At 50.1% G+C, this 19,749-nt stretch carries 19 protein-coding genes and 1 other annotated feature; of the genes, 6 read left to right on the top strand and 13 right to left on the bottom strand.

Going from position 1 to position 19,749, the window contains the following annotated elements; all coding sequences use genetic code 11:
• The first annotated feature begins 174 nt into the window (after positions 1-174).
• Positions 175-774 (top strand): 30S ribosomal protein S4, encoded by a 600-nt coding sequence (gene rpsD, locus EVJ32_RS01065; RefSeq protein ID WP_016508465.1) that lies wholly within the window; start codon positions 175-177, stop codon positions 772-774.
• A 35-nt stretch (positions 775-809) separates the two neighbouring features.
• Here the strand turns inward: rpsD and EVJ32_RS01060 are convergent, their stop codons facing one another.
• Positions 810-1,433: a GTP pyrophosphokinase gene (locus EVJ32_RS01060; RefSeq protein WP_070329485.1), complete on the bottom strand. Its 624-nt coding sequence runs from the start codon at positions 1,431-1,433 to the stop codon at positions 810-812.
• A gap of 107 nt (positions 1,434-1,540) precedes the next feature.
• Positions 1,541-2,788 carry a tyrosine--tRNA ligase gene (tyrS, locus tag EVJ32_RS01055; protein ID WP_131456047.1) on the bottom strand — a complete coding sequence of 416 codons (1,248 nt, stop codon included), beginning with the start codon at positions 2,786-2,788 and terminating at the stop codon, positions 1,541-1,543.
• Between the two features lie 47 nt (positions 2,789-2,835).
• Positions 2,836-3,032: a binding site (T-box leader), on the bottom strand.
• A gap of 167 nt (positions 3,033-3,199) precedes the next feature.
• Here tyrS and EVJ32_RS01050 point away from each other — a divergent pair.
• Positions 3,200-5,683 (top strand): transglycosylase domain-containing protein, encoded by a 2,484-nt coding sequence (locus EVJ32_RS01050; RefSeq protein WP_131456044.1) that lies wholly within the window; start codon positions 3,200-3,202, stop codon positions 5,681-5,683.
• 49 nt (positions 5,684-5,732) lie between these two features.
• On the opposite strand, the gene acsA is transcribed toward EVJ32_RS01050, so the two are convergent.
• Positions 5,733-7,439, bottom strand: coding sequence for an acetate--CoA ligase (acsA, locus tag EVJ32_RS01045; RefSeq protein ID WP_131456086.1), 1,707 nt, complete (start codon positions 7,437-7,439; stop codon positions 5,733-5,735).
• A 156-nt stretch (positions 7,440-7,595) separates the two neighbouring features.
• On the opposite strand from acsA, the gene EVJ32_RS01040 reads away from it, so the two are divergent.
• From EVJ32_RS01040 to EVJ32_RS01030, 3 genes are read left to right on the top strand one after another with little or no spacing between them, the layout of a single operon-like run.
• Complete coding sequence (locus EVJ32_RS01040) at positions 7,596-8,225, top strand: GNAT family N-acetyltransferase (protein WP_071397839.1); 630 nt, start codon at positions 7,596-7,598, stop codon at positions 8,223-8,225.
• A gap of 11 nt (positions 8,226-8,236) precedes the next feature.
• Complete coding sequence (locus EVJ32_RS01035; protein ID WP_016508472.1) at positions 8,237-8,869, top strand: acetoin utilization AcuB family protein; 633 nt, start codon at positions 8,237-8,239, stop codon at positions 8,867-8,869.
• Positions 8,866-10,035: an acetoin utilization protein AcuC gene (locus tag EVJ32_RS01030; protein WP_131456043.1), complete on the top strand. Its 1,170-nt coding sequence runs from the start codon at positions 8,866-8,868 to the stop codon at positions 10,033-10,035. The genes EVJ32_RS01035 and EVJ32_RS01030 overlap by 4 nt, the downstream gene beginning before the upstream one ends.
• A gap of 49 nt (positions 10,036-10,084) precedes the next feature.
• Here EVJ32_RS01030 and ccpA read toward each other — a convergent pair whose 3' ends face one another.
• From ccpA to EVJ32_RS01010, 4 genes are all read right to left on the bottom strand, one after another.
• Positions 10,085-11,098: a catabolite control protein A gene (gene ccpA / locus EVJ32_RS01025; protein WP_131456040.1), complete on the bottom strand. Its 1,014-nt coding sequence runs from the start codon at positions 11,096-11,098 to the stop codon at positions 10,085-10,087.
• A 126-nt stretch (positions 11,099-11,224) separates the two neighbouring features.
• Positions 11,225-12,316, bottom strand: a complete 1,092-nt coding sequence (locus EVJ32_RS01020) for a bifunctional 3-deoxy-7-phosphoheptulonate synthase/chorismate mutase (RefSeq protein WP_131456038.1) — start codon at positions 12,314-12,316, stop codon at positions 11,225-11,227.
• A gap of 135 nt (positions 12,317-12,451) precedes the next feature.
• Entirely contained in the window at positions 12,452-13,135 is a 684-nt protein-coding gene (locus tag EVJ32_RS01015) for a YtxH domain-containing protein (RefSeq protein WP_131456036.1), read from the bottom strand.
• A 21-nt stretch (positions 13,136-13,156) separates the two neighbouring features.
• Complete coding sequence (locus tag EVJ32_RS01010) at positions 13,157-13,675, bottom strand: DUF948 domain-containing protein (protein WP_070329435.1); 519 nt, start codon at positions 13,673-13,675, stop codon at positions 13,157-13,159.
• Between the two features lie 172 nt (positions 13,676-13,847).
• On the opposite strand from EVJ32_RS01010, the gene EVJ32_RS01005 reads away from it, so the two are divergent.
• A complete protein-coding gene (locus EVJ32_RS01005; RefSeq protein WP_071397843.1) occupies positions 13,848-14,960 on the top strand; it encodes an aminopeptidase in 1,113 nt (370 codons plus the stop codon).
• Positions 14,961-15,000: 40 nt separating this feature from the next.
• Here the strand turns inward: EVJ32_RS01005 and EVJ32_RS01000 are convergent, their stop codons facing one another.
• The 6 genes from EVJ32_RS01000 to EVJ32_RS00975 form a co-directional block, all read right to left on the bottom strand.
• Complete coding sequence (locus EVJ32_RS01000) at positions 15,001-15,453, bottom strand: Dps family protein (RefSeq protein ID WP_070329433.1); 453 nt, start codon at positions 15,451-15,453, stop codon at positions 15,001-15,003.
• Positions 15,454-15,555: 102 nt separating this feature from the next.
• Entirely contained in the window at positions 15,556-16,863 is a 1,308-nt protein-coding gene (murC, locus tag EVJ32_RS00995; protein ID WP_131456034.1) for a UDP-N-acetylmuramate--L-alanine ligase, read from the bottom strand.
• Between the two features lie 86 nt (positions 16,864-16,949).
• Positions 16,950-17,834 (bottom strand): hypothetical protein, encoded by an 885-nt coding sequence (locus EVJ32_RS00990; protein WP_131456032.1) that lies wholly within the window; start codon positions 17,832-17,834, stop codon positions 16,950-16,952.
• A 54-nt stretch (positions 17,835-17,888) separates the two neighbouring features.
• Positions 17,889-18,509 carry a YtpR family tRNA-binding protein gene (gene ytpR, locus EVJ32_RS00985; protein ID WP_131456030.1) on the bottom strand — a complete coding sequence of 207 codons (621 nt, stop codon included), beginning with the start codon at positions 18,507-18,509 and terminating at the stop codon, positions 17,889-17,891.
• A gap of 48 nt (positions 18,510-18,557) precedes the next feature.
• The gene (locus EVJ32_RS00980) at positions 18,558-19,352 is read right to left on the bottom strand and encodes a DUF1444 family protein (protein WP_131456028.1); all 795 of its coding nucleotides are present in this window, start codon (positions 19,350-19,352) and stop codon (positions 18,558-18,560) included.
• A gap of 5 nt (positions 19,353-19,357) precedes the next feature.
• Positions 19,358-19,669 (bottom strand): thioredoxin family protein, encoded by a 312-nt coding sequence (locus tag EVJ32_RS00975; RefSeq protein WP_131456026.1) that lies wholly within the window; start codon positions 19,667-19,669, stop codon positions 19,358-19,360.
• Positions 19,670-19,749 lie beyond the last annotated feature (80 nt).

Here is a 19,749-nt window from a genome sequence, read left to right as displayed (position 1 = left end):
ACGATAGCAGTCCTAGACAGACGTATCCACCTTTCGGGCCTCGACTGAGTCGGAGGAGCATCTTGTAGCTTCGCTATCAAGTGAAGGTGCTTGAACCTAGAAAGGGGCGTCACCCGTCTTTGACACCGTTGTTCTTTTGTGCAAAATACATGAACAACAAGGAGGAGTCCAATCATGGCTCGTTACACAGGTCCAGCTTGGAAACTCTCGCGTCGCTTAGGCATCTCGCTTAGCGAAACGGGTAAAGAATTAGCAAAACGTCCTTACGCACCAGGCCAACACGGCAATGGTCGTCGTAAAATCTCTGAATACGGTCTTCAGCTTCAAGCGAAGCAAGCACTCCGTCACATGTACGGAATCAACGAGAAGCAATTCCGTCGCATCTTCAACGATGCTGGGAAAATGCAAGGTATCCACGGTGAGAACTTCATGTTCTTGCTCGAGTCACGCCTTGACAACCTCGTTTACCGTATGGGCCTCGCTCGCACACGTCGTGGAGCACGCCAACTCGTCAACCACGGTCACATCCAAGTTGACGGTTCACGCGTAGACATCGCGTCTTACCGTGTAAAACCAGGTCAAGTCATCTCGGTTCGCGAAAAATCGAAAACTTTCAAAGCGATTGCTGAAGCTCTTGAAGTAGCACCAGCTACAAAAGAATTCATCACGTTCGACGCTGAGAAACTCGAAGGTACGTACGTACGTATCCCTGAGCGCGCTGAATTGAACGACCAAATCAAAGAGCAACTCATCGTTGAGTACTACTCACGTTAATGCTTTTATCCCCTTCTCTCGAGAAGGGGATTTTTTTATATCAAGATCTGTTCGCGAATCCGGCCCATCTGCGTATCGAGCGCGTCCGCCATTCGGGCCGCCTCGATGAGCTCTTGCCGTGACGTCTCGGGGATTTGATGCTGATATTTATATTGAAGCTTATGTTCGGTCGCCGCCCAAAAGTCCATCGCGAGCGTCCGAATTTGAATCTCGGCCGGCACCCAGATGACACGTTCCGCCAAGTACACTTTCGTCCGCACAATCAGATGGAGACTGCGGTAACCGCTCGGCTTCGGATGTTCGATATAGTCTTTGATGACGTCGATCTGTAAGTCGTCCCGCTTTTTCAAGTGATCGAGAATCGCGTAGATGTCATCGCGGAAACTCGTGACGATCCGTACGCCGGCGACGTCATAAATATTGTCCCATAACGCTTCCACTTCGAGTGGGAGCTGTTTTTGATTCATCTTCCGAATGATCGACGGCAACGTCTTCATCCGCGTCTTCACGTGCTCGATCGGCGAATAGCCAAGTCGGGTCTGCCAATCGAGGTCGATGATGCCAAGGTCGCTCTCAAGCTCCGTGATCGCCATCTCGTAATAACGGAACCGTTCCCGCCACTGATGAAACTGTTCGCCAAAAAACTCTTCGATATCCATTAGACGTCCTCCTCGGTCTCTATATTTGAAATGGTATCAGACCACACCTGATTTGACACAACAAAAAAAGTCCATGTCCGCAAACTTTGCGGACATGGACGGATCGGTTAGACGTGACGGATCACGAAGTATTTCTTTTTGCCTCGGCGGATGATTGTGAAGTCCCCAAGCGTGTCTTCACACGTGACGAGCTTGTCGAGCGCTTGCTCGCGTTCGCCGTTCAAGTAGATCGCCCCGTTTTGGACGTCTTCGCGCGCTTGGCGTTTTGATGGAGCGATTTTCGCCTCGACGAGAAGATCGACGAGATTGCGTTCGCCGTCGAGTTCGAACTGCGGCATCCCTTTGAACGCGGCATCCATATCCTCGGGCTCGAGCGTCTTCAAATCACCGCTGAAGAACGCTGTCGTGATGCGTTCCGCTTGATCGAGACCCGCTTCCCCGTGGACGAGCTTCGTCATTTCTTCGGCGAGACGGCGCTGTGCTGCACGTTTTTCAGGTGCTGCCGTCATTTCCGCTTCGAGCGCGTCGATCTCTTCATGCGTCATGAACGTGAAGTACTTGATGAACTTGATGACGTCGGCATCGTCGACGTTGATCCAAAACTGGTAAAACTCGTACGGTGTCGTCTTGTCCGCGTCGAGCCATACCGCACCACCGGCCGTCTTCCCAAACTTCTGTCCGTCCGACTTCGTGACGAGCGGCACAGTCAGACCGAACGCCTTCTCCGAATGGCCGAAGCGACGGATCAATTCAAGCCCGGCCGTGATGTTGCCCCACTGATCGCTGCCGCCGACTTGGAGGCGGCAATTCTCTGTCTCGTACAACTTCAAGAAATCAAACGATTGGAGCAACATGTATGAGAACTCCGTGTACGAAATCCCGTTTTCCATGCGCGAATCGACCGAGTCTTTCGCGAGCATGTAGCTGATCGGGAAGTGCTTGCCGATGTCACGTAAGAAATCGATGATCGACAGCTCTTCTGTCCATTCATAGTTGTTGCGGATCGTGATCGGGTTCTCCCCTTCGAGCGGGAGGAAGCGGCTCAACTGATCTTTGATCCGGTCCGAAAATTCTTTGACCGTATCGAGCGTGTTGAGCGAGCGTTCGTCCGACCGTCCTGACGGGTCGCCAATCATCCCGGTCGCGCCACCGACGAGCGCGATGACGTGGTGCCCCGCCTCTTGAAAACGCTTCAACGTCAAGATCGGTAGCAAGTGTCCGATATGGAGCGAGTCCGCCGTCGGGTCGAACCCTGTGTATAGTGTCGTCGGTTTGCTCAGTTGCTCTTTCAATCCTGCCTCATCCGTCATTTGGTTGACGAGCCCTCGAAATTCTAAATCTTTTAATAGTTCCATGTTTTCCACTCCTTCAATTGACATAAAAAAACGCCCCTTCTCAAATGAGAAGGGACGGAGATTCCGCGGTACCACCCTAATTGCCACAGCCGTGGCCACTTAAAACGAGAGATAACGGTCCCAACCCGGCCGAATGGCACGCTCCAAAAGTGTAATTCATCGTTGACATTGGCTAGTTCACAGCACCCACTAGCTTTCTGGACAAGCGGTCAACCGACTACTTCGTTTTTTTCATCGCGTCTACTATTATTGACTATGCTATCCATTTTATAAGTTCCGTTTCCTCGTTGTCAACTGCAAGATTGAAACTTGCATTAGTCTGCTCATTCACGATAAGGTGGGCAAGGACTTGTGCTATAATCGTATATAATACTGTCTAAAATAGTTTTACACCATATTAAGGAGGCTGTCATGCTGCAGAAGATTCGAGACATATGGAACACACCAAAGTCGTTGAAAGCCCGCCGTTATGCCACTGTATTTTATGATGTGTCGTGGAACGTTTTGCTCCTCACCATCATCTCTGTCGTCCTCATCGGTTTCTTAGGCGCCGGGATCGGGGCCGGGTATTTCGCATCACTCGTTAAAGATATGCCGGCTCCAGCCTATAAAACGATGACGTCACAAATCAATACGTACTCATCGACGTCCGATATTTATTTTGGAAGCGGTGAACGGATTGGGAACTATACGACCGATGAAGTTCGGGTACCGATCACGGTCGATAAAGTTTCACCTTTCGTCGTCGATGCCTTACTCGCCACCGAAGACGTCGAGTTTTATGAACACGACGGCGTCGTCCCGAAAGCGACGCTTCGGGCCATCCTGCAAGAAGCGACCGGTTCGGAAGAACGGACAGGTGGTTCGACACTAACCCAACAGCTCATTAAAAACCAAATGCTGACGAACGAGGTCTCATTCGAACGGAAAGCAAAAGAAATCTTGCTTGCCCTCCGTTTAGAGAAAGCGATGGACAAAGACGAGATTTTGAACGCCTACTTGAACGTCGTCTCGTTCGGCCGTAACTCGATGGGACGCAACATCTCAGGCATCGAGGCCGCCTCGCGCGGTGTCTTCAACACGTCGGCCGAGAAGCTGACGTTGCCGCAAGCCGCGTTCTTGTCCGGCATCCCGAAAAACCCGTTCCTTTACACCCCTTACTATCAAGGCGGGGTCATTAAAGAAGATGTATCACCGGCGATCAACCGGATGAAGACGGTATTGAACCGGATGTACGTCGCCGGCAAGATTACAAAAGCAGACTATGACGCCGCATATAATTACGACATCACGCAAGACTTCATGAAGACACAGTCGAAGCCGCGAGACCGGTATCCGTATGTAGTTGATGAAGCGGAACTTCAAGCGCGCCTAATTATCACCGACTACTTGCTCGCACAAGATAGCATCACGTTGTCAGAATTAAATGCTGATGATCAAGCCTCGATTAAGACGACATATGCCAAACGGGCGCATAATATGCTACGTCAAGGTGGCTTCAAGATTCATTTGACGCTCGATAAGCAAGTCCATGAAGCGATGCAGCAACCGGCCAAAAACGCAGGTAATTTCGGGCCGAATCAGTATGTAAAAGAAGAAAATCGCACGGTTCCTGAACAAACGTCGTCAGTTATGATTGAAAACAAGACGGGTCGCGTACTCGGATTTGTCGGCGGTCGCTATGTGAACGGTGAAACGGATGATTTGAACCGGGCATTTTGGATGGAACGTCAAATCGGATCGACAGCGAAGCCGATTTTAGTTTACGCCAATGCGATTGAATCCGGAATGGTCACACCGGCCACAACAGTCATCGACGAAGAATATTTCTATAAATTCACCGGTCCAGGACAACCTCCGAAACAAGTGCAAAACGAAGGAAAAACGTACCGTGGCCCTGTCACGGTTCGAGATGCACTTAAGCTATCTTTAAACGTCCCGGCAGTTAAGATTTACGAAGAGCGCAACCAAAAACCAACCGATACACAAAAACTAATCGACATGGGGATTCCAGTTTCTGATGGCAACCGCATTGCATCTGCCATGGCATTAGGTACTGGTGAAGTGAGACCTGTTGACCTCGCTTCAACATACGCCATGCTTGCCAATTATGGGGAGCACGTTGAACCTTACTTCATCGAACGAATCGAATATCAAGGCGAAACTATTTTTGAAGCTAAATCGAAAAAGACACGCATCTATAACGATCGCACTTCATTCTTGATTGTTGACATGCTTCGTGACGTTTACACGTCAGGTACGGCAACTTACGCCAAATCTTTGATGAACGTCCCTGGCGACTGGATGGGTAAAACAGGTACAACAAACAATCATCGTGATTCTTATCTTGTTGGATCAAACCCTGAAGTCACCCTCGCCGTTTGGTCCGGCTATGATTCTCAGCGAGCTGAAATGGTGAGTGATAATACGTCAGGTCAATACTATCAACGTACACAACGAATTTGGTCACAAACTATTAACCGTGTTTATGCTGACAACCCAGAAGCAATCAACGTAAACGCACGATTCAGCCAACCGTCTAGTGTCAAACCGGACGACTTCAAAGACTCTGGAACGTTCTCTGAGAAGAAAAAACTTGAAGAGAAGAAAGAAGAGGAAGCGAAGAAGAAAGCTGAAGAAGCAAAACAAAAAGCCGAAGAAGCCAAAGAAGAGGCTGAACAGGCGCAACAAGATGCCGAGGCACAGCGTGATGCTGATGCAAAAGCAAAAGCTGAAGCTGAAGCTAAGAAAAAAGCTGAGGCCGCAAAGAAAGCCGAAGACGAAGCGAAGAAAAAAGCTGATGCTGCTAAGAAAGCCGAAGCTGAAGCCAAGAAGAAAGCTGAAGATGAAGCGAAAGCAAAAGAAGAAGCCGAGAAAGAGGCGGACGCTTCATAACGCAAGCCAAACGAAAGGTCGACACATCGCGTGTCGACCTTTTTTATGCTCAATCTTCCATCGTCGATAAGTCTCCGGCCTCAAGGTTCAACTCCCATGCTTTGAGGACGCGACGCATAATTTTTCCGCTCCGCGTTTTCGGCAATTTGTCTTTGAACTCGATCTCACGCGGTGCCGCATGGGCCGCCAAACCTTCTTTGACGAATTTTTGGATTTCTGCTTTCAATTCGTCCGATGGCTCATAGCCTTTTCTGAGCGCGATGAACGCTTTGATGATCTCACCGCGGATCGGATCCGGTTTCCCGATGACTCCGGCTTCGGCGACAGCCGGATGCTCGACGAGGCGGCTCTCGACTTCGAACGGTCCGACCCGCTCTCCTGCCGTCATGATGACGTCATCCACTCGGCCTTGGAACCAGAAATAACCGTCCTCGTCCATATAGGCCGAATCACCAGATACGTACCAGTCACCCCAGAAGTAGCTCTCGTACTTCGCATCATTTTTCCAAATTTTACGCATCATCGACGGCCAAGGCGTCTTCAATGCCAAGTTGCCCATCCGATGCGGTGGTAGCGGTTGGCCACGGTCGTCTAAGATCGCCGCCTCACAGCCAGGAATCGCTTTCCCCATCGATCCCGGTTTAATGTCCATCGTCGGATAGTTACAGATCATCATCGCTCCTGTCTCCGTCATCCACCACGTGTCATGAATGCGTAGCCCGAACGATTCGTTGCCCCAGCGAATGACTTCCGGGTTGAGCGGTTCGCCGACCGATAGAATGTGGCGCAGTGATGACAAGTCGTACTTCTCGAACGCTTCCTCCCCCGCGCCCATCAACATCCGGAACGCTGTCGGCGCGCTGTACCAGACGGTGACGCCGAACCGCTCGATGACCGAGTACCAAAACTCAGGGTTGAACCGTCCGCCGACGATCACGTTCGTCGCCCCGTTCAAGAACGGCGCAAAAATTCCGTAACTCGTACCCGTCACCCAGCCCGGGTCGGCGGTGCACCAGTAAATATCGTCCGGTTGCAAATCGAGCACCCATTTCCCGGTCATCAAGTGCTGGATCATGGCGTTATGGACATGCAAGACGCCTTTCGGTTTCCCGGTCGAGCCCGACGTATAATGCAAGATCATGCCGTCTTCTCGGTCGACCCATGTAATATCGAGATCGGTCGATGCATCGTTCGCCAGTTTCCGGTAATCGATGATTTTCCCTGACTCGTCGACGTCGTCGCCAACAAGCAAAATCGTCTCAAGATGTGGCAATTGATCGACGGGTATACGCGGCAACAGCGCCTCTGTCGTCACGATGACTTTCGCTTCCGCGTCGAGCAACCGGTCGTGTACCGCCTGTTCCATGAACGCCTCAAATAGCGGTCCGACAATCGCACCGAGCTTTAACGCACCGAGTAAAATAAAATAAAGTTCTGGACTCCGCGGCATGAAGACAAAGACACGATCGCCTTTCTCCACCCCAACCGATTTCAGAACATTTCCAGCGCGATTACTTTCCTGTTTCATCTGCGCGTAAGTATACCGCTCTTCCCGATCCCCATCGAAATAGAGCAGTGCCAGTTTGTCCGCCAGCTCCCCTTCAGCGTGACGATCAATCGCCTCGTACGCCATGTTGACATTTCCAGTCAGGTTCCAAGACAATAATCCTTCTGCTTGCGTCCACTCGAACGACTGACAAGCCTCTTCATACGACGCTAATTGATGCTCCCCTGATAACGCTTTCAATTTTTCCATCGTCAAAGATTCGCCTCCCCCTATAATGAATGGTGTAACCACTTTCAGTATAGTGTTAATATTATGACAAATCAATGAATTTCCAAAAACTCCAAAACAGTGTGAACGTTGTGCAATGAAAGCGCTATAATAGAACGTGAAGAAGGTGGTGACTCCATGGAAAAACAATATCATTCAAAAGTGTGGGAAACCTCACTCGGAGCCGTAATCATCGATGGACCAATCGAGAGCGACGTGCTCGCAACGTATCGGCTTGATGAAGGCTTGACCGCGTTTCGAGAGCCAGAAGACCAACATAAGGCGCTCGTTGAAATTGCCGGGTTGAAAGAAGGACGGATCATCGTGGCGCGCGTTGACGACCTCGTCATCGGTTACGTCACGTATTTGTATCCAGACCCGTATGAACGTTGGAGTGAGGGGAATGATCCATATATTCTCGAGCTCGGCGCCATCGAGGTGAGTCCACGCTTCCGGGGACAACGGATCGGTAAACAGCTACTCGAAGTGTCGATGCTAGATCCCCATATGGATGATTTTTTAATCTTGACGACGGAATACTATTGGCACTGGGATCTAAAAGGAAGCGGTCTGTCGATTTGGGACTACCGCAAAGTGATGGAGAAAATGATGAACCACGGCGGTCTTGTCTTCTATCCGACGGACGATCCGGAAATCGCGTCCCACCCGGCCAACTGTCTGATGGCCCGCATCGGAAAAAACGTGCGGCAAGAATCGATCGATCACTTCGATTCACTCCGGCTTCGACGCCGGTTCATGTATGACTGAGGAGGGTTACGATGCTGATTGAGCAAATGATGAATCGCCACGTCGTGACGATTCAACCGACCAATACGATTGCGCACGCGGCAAAACTCATGCGCGACCATAAAGTACGCCACTTGATCGTCACCAATCCGGCCCGGCAAGTTGTCGGGATTATCGGTCAGTTCGAGATGAGCGGTGCCACAAGTGTATTTCATCCAGAGAGTGAGCGTGCCGACTTTAAAAACCCCGTCTCGAGCATTATGCGTCAAGACGTGACGACGGCCCACCCGTACGATTTTTTTGAAGACGCGGCCGCCCTGTTCTATGAATATCGTTTGACGTGCCTGCCGATCGTCGAGCAAGGGAAACTTGTCGGTGTGTTGACCGAAACCGATTTACTTCGTTATTTCGTCCAATTGACGGGCGCACTCGAACCGAGCTCACAAATCGAGATCCTTGTCGAGAATACGACCGGTGCACTTGAAAAAGTGACGCGGCTCTTAGCAAAAACGAACGTGAATATCATCAACGTCTTCGTCCATCCGACACCCGATCCATATAAGCGAATCATCTCATTCCGTGTTCAAACGATGAACCCGCTGCGCATCATCGATCGATTAAAGCGAGAAGGTTTTGACGTACTGGGTCCGGAGATGTTCCAATGAGACCCGCCTACATATTCGGGGAGAATGAGAACTCGTACCGCTTCCACGCGGATCATCCGTTCAATCCGATCCGTTTAGAGCTGACGACATCTCTTCTGGTCGATTCCGGAAAACTGTCAGCCTCTGAGTGGATCGCCTCACCGATCGCTTCAGTCGAGTCGCTCGCGCTTGTCCATGACGTTGACTACATCGAGGCCGTCCAAGCAGCTGCCGCGGGTAAACTGTCAGGGCTGAAAGCAAATAAATTCGGACTCGGGACGGAAGATACGCCCATCTTCCCAGCTATTCACGAAGGAGCTGCCCGGCTCGTCGGCGGAACGATGCATGCGCTTGAACTCGTCGCGAGCGGACAAGTCGAACGCGCTTTTCACGTCGGTGGCGGGCTCCATCACGGGATGAGACGAAAAGCGTCCGGCTTTTGCGTCTATAACGACGCCGCCGTCGCCATCGCTCACGTCCGCAAGCAATATGGGACACGGGTCCTCTACGTCGATACAGACGCTCACCACGGAGACGGTGTCCAATGGCTGTTCTATGATGACGAGGATGTGATGACGCTATCGATCCACGAGACCGGCCGCTACCTCTTCCCAGGCACAGGGGCGGTCACAGAGCGCGGCAACGGGAACGGCTACGGCTATAGTTGGAACGTCCCGATTGATGCTTTCACCCAAGACGAATCGTTCCTGCGCTGTTACGAGACCGTGCTCCGGGAAGCGTGTGAGTGGTTCAAACCAGATATCATCTTGACGCAGAACGGGGCTGATGCGCACGCGTTCGACCCGTTGACGCATCTCGCCTCGACGATTCATACGTTCGAACAAATCCCTCAAATCGCCTCTCGCCTCGCCGACGAGTACACGGAAGGACGACTCGTCGCCTTAGGCGGCGGCGGGTACGACTGGTTCCGAGCTGTCCCGCGCGCCTGGTCGCAAGTGTGGGCCGGATTGACACGCGAAGCTCCGTACGCAGGCGACATCCCGTCCGCCTGGATTGAACGGTGGCAAAACGAGTCAGACCAGCCGTTGCCGACGACATGGGATGACCATGCGTACACGTTCGACCATATTCCGCGACGGCAACAAATCGAAGAGAAGAACTGGGAAGTGACGAAACGCGCATTTTGGCCGTTCATCTCAAACGACCGCAAGTCACTTTACTTATGAAAAACCCGATGTAAGTTGGCAATTGCCAACTCACATCGGGTTTTTTGATTCAGTCTTTTCGTAACGAGTCACGACGCTCGATCCGGTGCGGCAAGACGACGTTCTTCTCTTCGATTTCTTCAGCATTCAAGATTTTCGTCAATAATCGCATAGCGACAGCGCCGATGTCATACATCGGTTGAACGACCGTCGTCAACTTCGGACGAATCATCGTGGCGAGACGCGTGTTATCGTGACCGACGACTTCAAAATCGTTCGGCACAGAATACCCTGCATCTTGGATCGCATGGATGACGCCGAGTGCCATCTCGTCCGTACCGGCGAAGATTGCTTTCGGGCAGTCATCGCGTCCGAGCATCTTTTGCATCGCTTCGAGGCCAGACGCATACGTATAGTTCCCAAGAATGACATCGTTCTCACGGAACGGAAGTCCCGCATCCTCAAGGGCACGGCGGTAGCCAGAGAACTTCTTCTCGCCATTGATTTGTTGCTCGAGCGGCCCCGTGATGAAGCCGACTTGTTTATGGCCGTGGCCGATCAACATTTTGGTTGCGTCATAGGCAGCCTGCTCATAGTCGATATTGACCGCTGGGAGGTCATACCCTTGGTTCAACGTCGCTGCAAGAACGATTGGGACCGGTGATTTTTTGAACTCATCAACGAGGTCTTCGTGAAGACGGCCGCCCATGAAGATGATCCCATCGACTTGTTTACCGAGTAACGTGTTCAACAAATGAATTTCCTTGTCGCGGTTCGAGTCCGAGTTGCCGAGGATGATGTTGTATTTATACATCGTCGCTACGTCCTCGATTCCGCGTGCTAAATCAGCAAAGAAGATGTTTGAGATGTCTGGCACGATGACGCCGACTGTCGTCGTCTTTTTACTCGCAAGACCACGTGCGACGGCGTTCGGACGATAGCCGAGTCGATCGATTGCGTCCTGTACTTTTTTACGGGTTGTCGGCTTCACGTTCGGGTTTCCGTTGACGACACGTGAGACGGTCGCCATCGACACCCCGGCTTCGCGCGCGACGTCATAGATTGTGATATTGTTACTATTCATTAAAACTCCTCCTACAAGCAATGATTTTCAAACGATTTTCAAAAAACGTATCAAAAAAGGAAGACAGGTATCTGTCATCATTTTACCCTGTCTTCACGCTATATAAAACGTTTCCAATTGGAAAGCTTATTTTTTCACCAAATCAAGTTGAGGGAACTGAGCTGTGAGCCCATCGATGAACTGATCAAATTGATTGAAATCAAGCTGCTGCTGGGCATCAGACAAGGCGATTGCCGGATTCGGATGCACTTCGACCATGACGCCGTCGGCACCGACCGCGAGCGCCGCTTTCGCTGCCGGAAGCAACAAATCGCGTCGTCCCGTTGAATGGGTGACATCGACCATGACCGGTAAATGTGTCTCTTGTTTTAAAATCGGAACGGCCGTGATGTCGAGCGTGTTACGTGTCGCCCGCTCATACGTCCGGATGCCGCGTTCGCACAAAATGACTTGGCTATTGCCGCTCGCCATGATGTATTCCGCCGCATAAATGAATTCTTCGATCGTCGCCGCAAGACCCCGCTTCAGTAGAACTGGTTTTGACGTCTTTCCGACTTCTTTCAACAAATCGAAGTTTTGCATGTTGCGCGCCCCGACTTGAATGATATCGACGTAAGGCAGCGCTGACTCGACCGCACCCGGTGTCATGATCTCTGAGATGACACGCAAGTCGTGGCGATCGGCCGCTTGTTTCAACAGTTTGAGGCCTTCAAATCCGAGACCTTGAAAGTCGTACGGTGAAGTCCGCGGCTTATAGGCGCCGCCGCGCATGATTTTCACGCCGGACAACGCTAACTTCTCAGCCACTGCATTCACTTGCTCGAACGATTCGACCGCACATGGACCGGCAATCAATTGCGGCCGACCGTTACCGATGACTACATCTTTCAATGTGACGATCGTATCTTCTGCTTGACGCTTGCGCGACACGAGCAACGTTTTATCTCGATCTTCTCCTTGCAACTCGGCAGACGCTTTAAACATTTCTTTGAACAAATGCTGAAGGCGTGACGTCTCGAAAGGACCGGGATTCGAGGCGGCGATGAAATCTAACATTTCTCGTTCTCGAATCGGGTCATACCGCTCCACACCTTGAAGACGTTTCACTTTTCCAATTTCGACCGCGAGCGTTCCACGACGACTAATCAAGTCGAGCATCTCCCGGTTCAACTCATCCATTTCACGACGTAATCGATTCAATTGATCTTGTGGACTCATAATTTCCCTCTCATTCCTAAGCCGTTCTTTCCAGAAACTTAATTATAGCGAACTTTATTCGCTTTGTCATAGACAAATGGGCTATGACACAAAATCCACAAAAAAAGTGTCCGGATTGTCCGGACACTTGAAGCATTATTTATTGCCGTTCTTCAAGTCGTTCTTCAATTCTTTCAGCTCTTGTTTTGATTCATCGTCGAGCAAGTCTTTGACAGGCGCTTCGAAATCCGACTCATAGTTCGCCGACTCGTCGCGACTATTCTTCGGCTCTTGCTTGCTCGCATTCGACTTATTCGTGTTCGACTTGTTTGCTTTCGAGTTTGATTCGCCTTTTGGTTGGGCCGATTCTGGCTTAGCGTCTGTGTCAGCTTGTTCTGTTGCTTCGCTTGACGTTTCTTCTGCTGCTTGATCGAGCTGTTCTTTCACTTCGGCTTCCGCTTCCGCGACGAGCTGATCCGCTTTTTCCATCGCTTCTTCGATAGAGAGTTCATCTTCGTCGACTTGCTGTTTCAGTTCAGCAGCCTCGCGTGCCTTATCCTTGACGAGATTGAGGACCGGAGCAGCCTTGTCGCTCGCTACTTTGATCCATTCTCCGACGACCGGCTCAGCTTTTTCACGTACTTCTTTTGATTTGACGGTCAAACGTTCACGTGAAGTCGATGTTTTCTCATCGAGATAAGTGCGTACTTCGCGTCCACTTTTTGGCGAGGTGAGCAAGGCAACGGCTGCACCGATGATACCGCCGAGGACGACGCCGGCTAGGAATCCGCCGCTTGATTGCTGATCTTGATTCGTTTGGTCTTTTTTAACGTATGTCATAATATATCCTCCTTGGGCTTGTTATGATTTGATTGTATCGTCTGTCGCGATTAATCCTGGTGAGACCGATGGCGTGTCTTGCTTACGCTCCCGGCGGCCACGACGGCGTGACGGGCGCTCTTCTGAAGAAGTTTCTGTTTTGTTTTTCTTGAATAGCTCTACCGCGACCGAGCCCCAACGTACGGCTTGGGCAATCTGGTCTTTATTTTCGTCTGCTGCCACGTGAACCGATGAAGAAACTGTTCGTACCGACTCGGTCACTTCATTTAGCGATGTGCCGAGCTCGTCGAGGGCATGTGCCACCGGTGCGAGCAACTCTGTCTTCTCTTCTACGTTATCTACGAGACGGTTCGTCTTATGTAAGAGCGCCGTCACTTCCATTGTAATGCCATCTAACTGACGTTCTAAATTTTCTGTCGTATTCGCGACGCTGCCGAGTGTGCGATTGACGTTCGACAAGACGCGAGCCAAGAAAAATACAAGTACGACAAATGCAAGTGCTGCGATGAGCCCTGCAATGCCTCCTAAGGTGATTTCCATTCGTCCATTCCTCCTGTTCGATTATGTGGTGGTTTCATTATAGCACCATTATGACTGAAAAGATTTGTCACTACCGTTTTCGCCATCCGGTCTGATTATTCCTTTACCCGTTTTTATGTTTTCGATTACACTAAAATAGAAATAAATTAAAAAAAGTTTAAGGGGTGTTTGTATGAGAGATCCAAGAATCACACAATTGGCAGACGGGTTGATCAATTATTCAACCGAATTAAAGCCAGGCGAACGCGTTCTCATCGAGAATTTCGGCGTCGAGGAGTCGCTCGTCGAGGCACTTGTCGAAAAAGCGTACGAAGCTGGGGGGCATCCGTTCGTCTTGTTGAAAGAAAGCCGTATCTTGCGGAAGTTATACACGCAAGCAAGCAAGGAACAACTCGAATTGATGGCCGACATCGAACGCAAGCAAATGCAAGCGATGGACGCCTATATCGGTCTCCGTGCGGGTGATAACATTAACGAGCTGTCGGACGTTCCCGCCGAGCAACAAAAGCTTGTCGGCGCCACAATCGGTAAAATGCATACGGAAGATCGCGTCAAAGGGACGAAATGGGTCGTCTTGCGTTATCCATCACCGTCGATGGCCCAACTCGCCGGAAAATCGACGGAGGCGTTCGAAGACTTCTATTTCAACGTCTGCACACTCGATTACGGCAAGATGGACCGGGCTATGGACGCACTCGTCACGCTCATGGACCAAACCGACCGTGTCACGATCAAAGGACCAGGCACGGAGCTCACGTTCTCGATCAAAGACATCCCAGCCATCAAGTGCTCGGGTCAAATGAACATCCCGGACGGAGAAGTGTTCACCGCGCCGGTCAAAGATTCGATCAATGGCGTCATCACGTACAACACGCCATCGCCGTACCACGGTTTTACGTTCGAGAACGTGACGCTGACATTTAAAGACGGAAAGATCGTCGAAGCAACGGCGAACGATACCGAGCGCATCAATGAAGTGTTCGATACGGACGAAGGAGCTCGTTACGTCGGTGAATTCGCGATCGGCGTGAACCCTTACATCCAACATCCGATGAAAGATATTTTATTCGACGAGAAAATCGATGGCAGTTTCCACTTCACCCCGGGACAAGCGTATGACGATGCCTATAACGGCAACAACTCTTCCATCCATTGGGACCTCGTCAATATCCAACGCCCTGACTATGGCGGCGGCGAGATTTGGTTTGACGACGTCTTGATCCGGAAAGACGGCCGTTTCGTCGTCGACACGTTACAACCGTTGAATCCAGAAAACTTAAAATGAACGAAAAAAGGTGCGCCTCCAAATTTGGCGCACCTTTTCATTATAGTTTCGTCTTTCTGCCGAGAGCGGCAGACATCATCCAAATTTCTTTTTCGAGGCGTTCGATGTGGGAAACGAACGTATCTTCGATCGCTTCGTCCCCGTCCTCAAAGTTTTCCATCGCATCTTGCATTTCTTGACGGATTTGTTTGAAATCAGTGATCACGTCTTTGATCATCTGTTCTGTATCGGCGTGACGATCACCTTCTTGTAGTGTCGAGTGCTCTAAATACTCTTTCATCGTCGCATACGGTTCCCCGTCATTCATGAGTAAACGCTCGGCGACATCGTCATACAGCTCAGCGACCAAGTTGTAAAGCTCCTCTAATTTTTCATGGTATGTGAAGAAGTGAGGTCCGCTAATATACCAGTGGTAGTTATGAAGTTTGACGAATAGTAGGCCGTAGTTGGCCACCTCTTTGTTCAACGTATTCAATGAGCCTTGGCTTGCCATTCTTAACATCTCCTTTTTTGTGTTCAGTCGATAATACTATTTCCTTCTTTATTCGAGTTTAAACACAAAAAAAGCGAATGGCCCGGGCCATCCGCTCACAACTTACGCTTCGAGTTTGACGAAGTTCTCATACTCGCGTTGATACGTCTGAATATCTCCTGCTCCCATGAACAACAAGACCGCATCACGATGTTGACGGAGAACGCCGACATCGGTACGTTTCAAAACGTTGGCACCGTCGATCCGCGACTGAAGGTCTTCAATCGTGACCGTTCCTTCTTGTTCTCGGGCTGAGCCAAAGATATCGCACAAATAAACGGCGTCTGCTTCGGCGAGTGATGACGCGAAGTCATCCATAAACGACTTGAGACGCGTGTACGTATGCGGTTGGAAAATCGCGACGACTTCCCGTCCGGCGTACTTTTTACGTGCCGCTTCAACAGTCGCACTGATTTCGCGCGGGTGATGCGCGTAATCATCGATCAGGACTTGCCCATCGAGCGTCGATTCACTGAAACGGCGTTTAACGCCGTTGAACGTCTCGAGGCGCTCTTTCACAAGATCTTTCGATAAGTTCTCGTAGTCGCACGTCGCGATGACGGCAAGGGCGTTCAAGACGCTGTGGTTACCATATCCCGGAATGCGGAACGTCCCATAGAAATCGTCACGCAAATAGACGTCAAACGTCGTCCCGTTATCCGTCGAGTTCACGTTTTCGGCACGGAAATCGTTATGGGCACCAAACCCGTAATAGACGATCGGCACGTTCGCTTGAATCTGTTGAAGATTCTCATCGTCACCACAAGCGATAATACCTTTTTCCACTTGTTTCGCCATTTCTTGGAACGCATCAATGACATCGTCTAAGCCAGAGAAATAATCTGAATGATCAAAATCGACATTCGTCATAATCGCATAGTCTGGGCGATAGTAAAGGAAGTGACGCTTATACTCACACGCTTCAAACACGAAGTTTTTCGAGTCTTCCACGCCTTCGCCCGTACCGTCTCCGATCAAGAATGATGTCGGCTCAATCCCACGCATGACATGAGCGAGCAGACCCGTAGTAGACGTCTTTCCATGCGACCCTGTGATGGCGACACTTGTATAATGATCCGCTAGTTCACCGAGGAACTCGTAATATTTATAAATCGTCAACCCGAGCTCACGCGCGCGTAAGATTTCAGGATGATCGTCAGTGAACGCATTTCCTTGAACGACGATTTGACCTTCAGTAATATTTTCAGGATCAAACGGAAGAATTTCGATACCTTTCCGTTTCAATGCTTCTTCTGTAAAAAATGTTTTGTCAACGTCCGAACCTCGGACTTCATTGTTCATATCATTTAAAATTTGAGCTAAAGGACTCATGCCCGTTCCTTTAATTCCGACGAAGTGATAACGGTTCATCTGTAAATAGCCCCCCTAATTCATTGCGGTTTGCAGAAAAAGCGACAAACCTTTGTCATTATAGCAAAACTCATGGAGTCGTGCTATTACAGATTATTGTTTTTTTGAGCAAGGCGTCGGCTGCGATACATCGCCATCCGGTCTTGCGGAGTCATCATGACGTTTAATGGGGGGCTATCCGCTTTGTAAGACACGTTGACAGCAGGTGTCAACTCGGCTTCGTCAAGAGCGTGAAAGGGCTCGTCGGTATCGGTCTGTAATGTTTTTGCAACATCCTCGACGACAGGAGCTACTTCTTCGACCGATGTCACTTCGATTGAAACGTCCGCTGAAGCTGCCTCTTCTTTTTCTTCACGGACGACGATCTTTGACGTTTTCAAATGGGTCGAACCCATGAACACAGAGGCAAAACCGTCTTCTAAAATAGATACGTCTCCGAGTAACGGTTTCAGATCACTCGACGAGTCCGATGCGTTGTCGGCCTCCGACACAGAAGACTCATCATCGAGCACGTCAGATGTTTCCGGGGAAATAGTCGTCTCTTCTGGCTCAGAAGGCTCGGTAACAGTCTGATGTTCTGCCGAGACCGTTTCCTCTACCACGAATGGTGACTCCATCGACTCGTTCACTTCCACGACAACCTCGTCTGGAACGAAAGATTCTGTAACTTGCACAGGTTCCTCTACGACTATTTCCTCGTTAGCAGGCACTGGAGTCGATGGTTCTGAATCAATATCAGGCTCGCTTTGATTGATAGACAAATCGTCTCTCGTCTCGGGCGAATGCTCGGTCGGTAAGTTGATCTTTGGTTTCGGTCGCGCATATCCATAAATCGGAGATGGGACGTCAGACGGAATAAACTCGCCCGTTGGTTCAGGTTTTGGTGCAGGCGCACTCTTCTTCCCTTCTTGGGATAGTTCGCGCCGAATTCGCTCTGCTTGCTGTTTTAATGAACGTTCATATGCATCCATACTTGATTCCTCGCTTTTTCGCTCAATCCTCATTTAGCAAAAAACCGGTCGAGTTTAGCGACCGATTTCAAATGCTTTCCCTACTTCATATTCGTCATCTAACACTAAAATTCCTTTTTCTTGCGGCGCATCAGGAAGGTTCAACTCGCGGGCTGAACAAATCATCCCGTGCGAGCTCTCGCCACGGAGTTTAGACGGCCGGATAATGAGACCAGACGGCATGACCGCTCCTGGTTTCGCGACGACGACCTTTTGCCCGGCCGCAACGTTCGGTGCTCCACAAACGATTTGAACCGTACCTTGATCGATTTCGACTTGGCAAATCGATAATTTATCCGCATCGGGATGTTTCTCAGCCGATTCGACATAACCGACAACGAACGTCGGCGTGAAGTTAACGCCCGATAAATCCACTTCGATATTTTGCTTGCGTAAAATGACACCGAGCGTCTCAATCAATTCTGCCGTCAAGTCGACCGGCCCGTGCCAGTCACTGACATTGAAATAATTACTCGCATTAAACACGTTGTAGCCGTTCACTGATCCGTCCGCCGCTTTAACGATGGCGACATCGTCTTTTCGTTCGACGACTTGATGATGGCGATCACCTTCTTTTAACAACACCATGAGAACATCGCCAATTCCTTCGCGGTTATAAAAAGCATTAATTTGCATACATAAATACGCCCCTTCTTTCAAACTAGACACAAATAGTTTAGCAGATTATGCGTCCGTTGGTGGGTTCTTTTTTCCAACAATAAAAATTGGTTCGAGAACGCCGTCCTCATAATGAAACGCAAGAGCTGTCACCGGGATGCGTCCGTTCGTAAAAAAGTCGAACATGAGCTGTTGCATCGCGTCGTATCCTTGATCGTTTCGGATATCGGCAATGATCATCACATCTTGATGCGGGACCCCGACTAACATGTCCCCTTCGATTCGTCGATCCATGACCCGTAAAAATTCGTCATTGAGGATACGGGACGCCTCGTATCCGTCGCGGGCAGACAGGAAATAGAATTTGTTGCCGGCGACATCGTCTTCTTTTAAGTCGGTCGGTAACTTTTTCACGTTATCCCGCGCCACTTGATCGACTCGCTCTTTCGTCATCGTCGCATTCAAATGCCGCTCTTCAATCAAACGATACCCGTGGCCAAGGTCGAGGGCATAGTAGATGGCCGTCTCCGCCGTATGCGGTGTCGTGAGGAGCGCTTGTCCGGTTTTTGTTTCTGTCGAGAACGAACCGGCCCGAATGACCGGGAAAATTTGGGCTTCGTTGCCGACTAATTCAATCTCTTGGTCGGCTGTAAGGGCCGTCTTTATATAGTCGACGACTTCTTCAACCGCAACATTGCCGCGAACTTTTGCTTTGGCAACAAGTGGGGCCAATCGAATGTTGACGCCGAACCGGTCAGCTGCCCGTTCGATTCGTAACACTTCATTTTCTCTGTCATAAGACGTCCGATACCCGTCAGTGAATTGACGTTCGATCGCTCGCCGCAGTTCATTCCGTTCCATCTAGATCACCCTAACTCGCTAAGAAATGCTTCGACTTGCTCCGGCGTTTTACGTTCGCGTCCGACATAGCGGTCCACTTCTTGTCCACTGTTGAAGGCGACAAAACTCGGAATTCCGAAAATATCGAGTTCTTGTGCGAGCTCCATCCAGTCGTCACGGTCGACGTAATAGAACGTCCACTCGTTGAACTTTGATTCTAGTTCGGGCATGAACGGATCGAGGAAGCGGCAATCGCCACACCATGTCGCCGAGAACATAAACACAGTCTTTCCTTGCTTCGCTTCCGTATATTCAGTCATCGTTGTCAGTCGTTTCATCTTCATCACTCCTGTTCTATTTTCCTCGTTAATGATAGCATAAGTCCGTTCTCACAATCCGCTCTCGTGTTTTGCTATAA

The organism is Exiguobacterium sp. SH5S4 (genome assembly GCF_004337045.1).
GTDB lineage: Bacteria > Bacillota > Bacilli > Exiguobacteriales > Exiguobacteriaceae > Exiguobacterium > Exiguobacterium aurantiacum_A.
The sequence above is the reverse complement of the archived record's forward strand: the minus strand, read 5'-3'. Positions and strand labels throughout refer to the sequence as shown.

Coding starts and splice junctions, on each gene's coding strand:
- rpsD (WP_016508465.1), top strand. CDS start 175: ATGGCTCGTTACACAGGTCCAGCTTGGAAACTCTCGCGTCGCTTAGGC.
- EVJ32_RS01060 (WP_070329485.1), bottom strand. CDS start 1,433: ATGGATATCGAAGAGTTTTTTGGCGAACAGTTTCATCAGTGGCGGGAA.
- tyrS (WP_131456047.1), bottom strand. CDS start 2,788: ATGGAACTATTAAAAGATTTAGAATTTCGAGGGCTCGTCAACCAAATG.
- EVJ32_RS01050 (WP_131456044.1), top strand. CDS start 3,200: ATGCTGCAGAAGATTCGAGACATATGGAACACACCAAAGTCGTTGAAA.
- acsA (WP_131456086.1), bottom strand. CDS start 7,439: ATGGAAAAATTGAAAGCGTTATCAGGGGAGCATCAATTAGCGTCGTAT.
- EVJ32_RS01040 (WP_071397839.1), top strand. CDS start 7,596: ATGGAAAAACAATATCATTCAAAAGTGTGGGAAACCTCACTCGGAGCC.
- EVJ32_RS01035 (WP_016508472.1), top strand. CDS start 8,237: ATGCTGATTGAGCAAATGATGAATCGCCACGTCGTGACGATTCAACCG.
- EVJ32_RS01030 (WP_131456043.1), top strand. CDS start 8,866: ATGAGACCCGCCTACATATTCGGGGAGAATGAGAACTCGTACCGCTTC.
- ccpA (WP_131456040.1), bottom strand. CDS start 11,098: ATGAATAGTAACAATATCACAATCTATGACGTCGCGCGCGAAGCCGGG.
- EVJ32_RS01020 (WP_131456038.1), bottom strand. CDS start 12,316: ATGAGTCCACAAGATCAATTGAATCGATTACGTCGTGAAATGGATGAG.
- EVJ32_RS01015 (WP_131456036.1), bottom strand. CDS start 13,135: ATGACATACGTTAAAAAAGACCAAACGAATCAAGATCAGCAATCAAGC.
- EVJ32_RS01010 (WP_070329435.1), bottom strand. CDS start 13,675: ATGGAAATCACCTTAGGAGGCATTGCAGGGCTCATCGCAGCACTTGCA.
- EVJ32_RS01005 (WP_071397843.1), top strand. CDS start 13,848: ATGAGAGATCCAAGAATCACACAATTGGCAGACGGGTTGATCAATTAT.
- EVJ32_RS01000 (WP_070329433.1), bottom strand. CDS start 15,453: ATGGCAAGCCAAGGCTCATTGAATACGTTGAACAAAGAGGTGGCCAAC.
- murC (WP_131456034.1), bottom strand. CDS start 16,863: ATGAACCGTTATCACTTCGTCGGAATTAAAGGAACGGGCATGAGTCCT.
- EVJ32_RS00990 (WP_131456032.1), bottom strand. CDS start 17,834: ATGGATGCATATGAACGTTCATTAAAACAGCAAGCAGAGCGAATTCGG.
- ytpR (WP_131456030.1), bottom strand. CDS start 18,509: ATGCAAATTAATGCTTTTTATAACCGCGAAGGAATTGGCGATGTTCTC.
- EVJ32_RS00980 (WP_131456028.1), bottom strand. CDS start 19,352: ATGGAACGGAATGAACTGCGGCGAGCGATCGAACGTCAATTCACTGAC.
- EVJ32_RS00975 (WP_131456026.1), bottom strand. CDS start 19,669: ATGAAACGACTGACAACGATGACTGAATATACGGAAGCGAAGCAAGGA.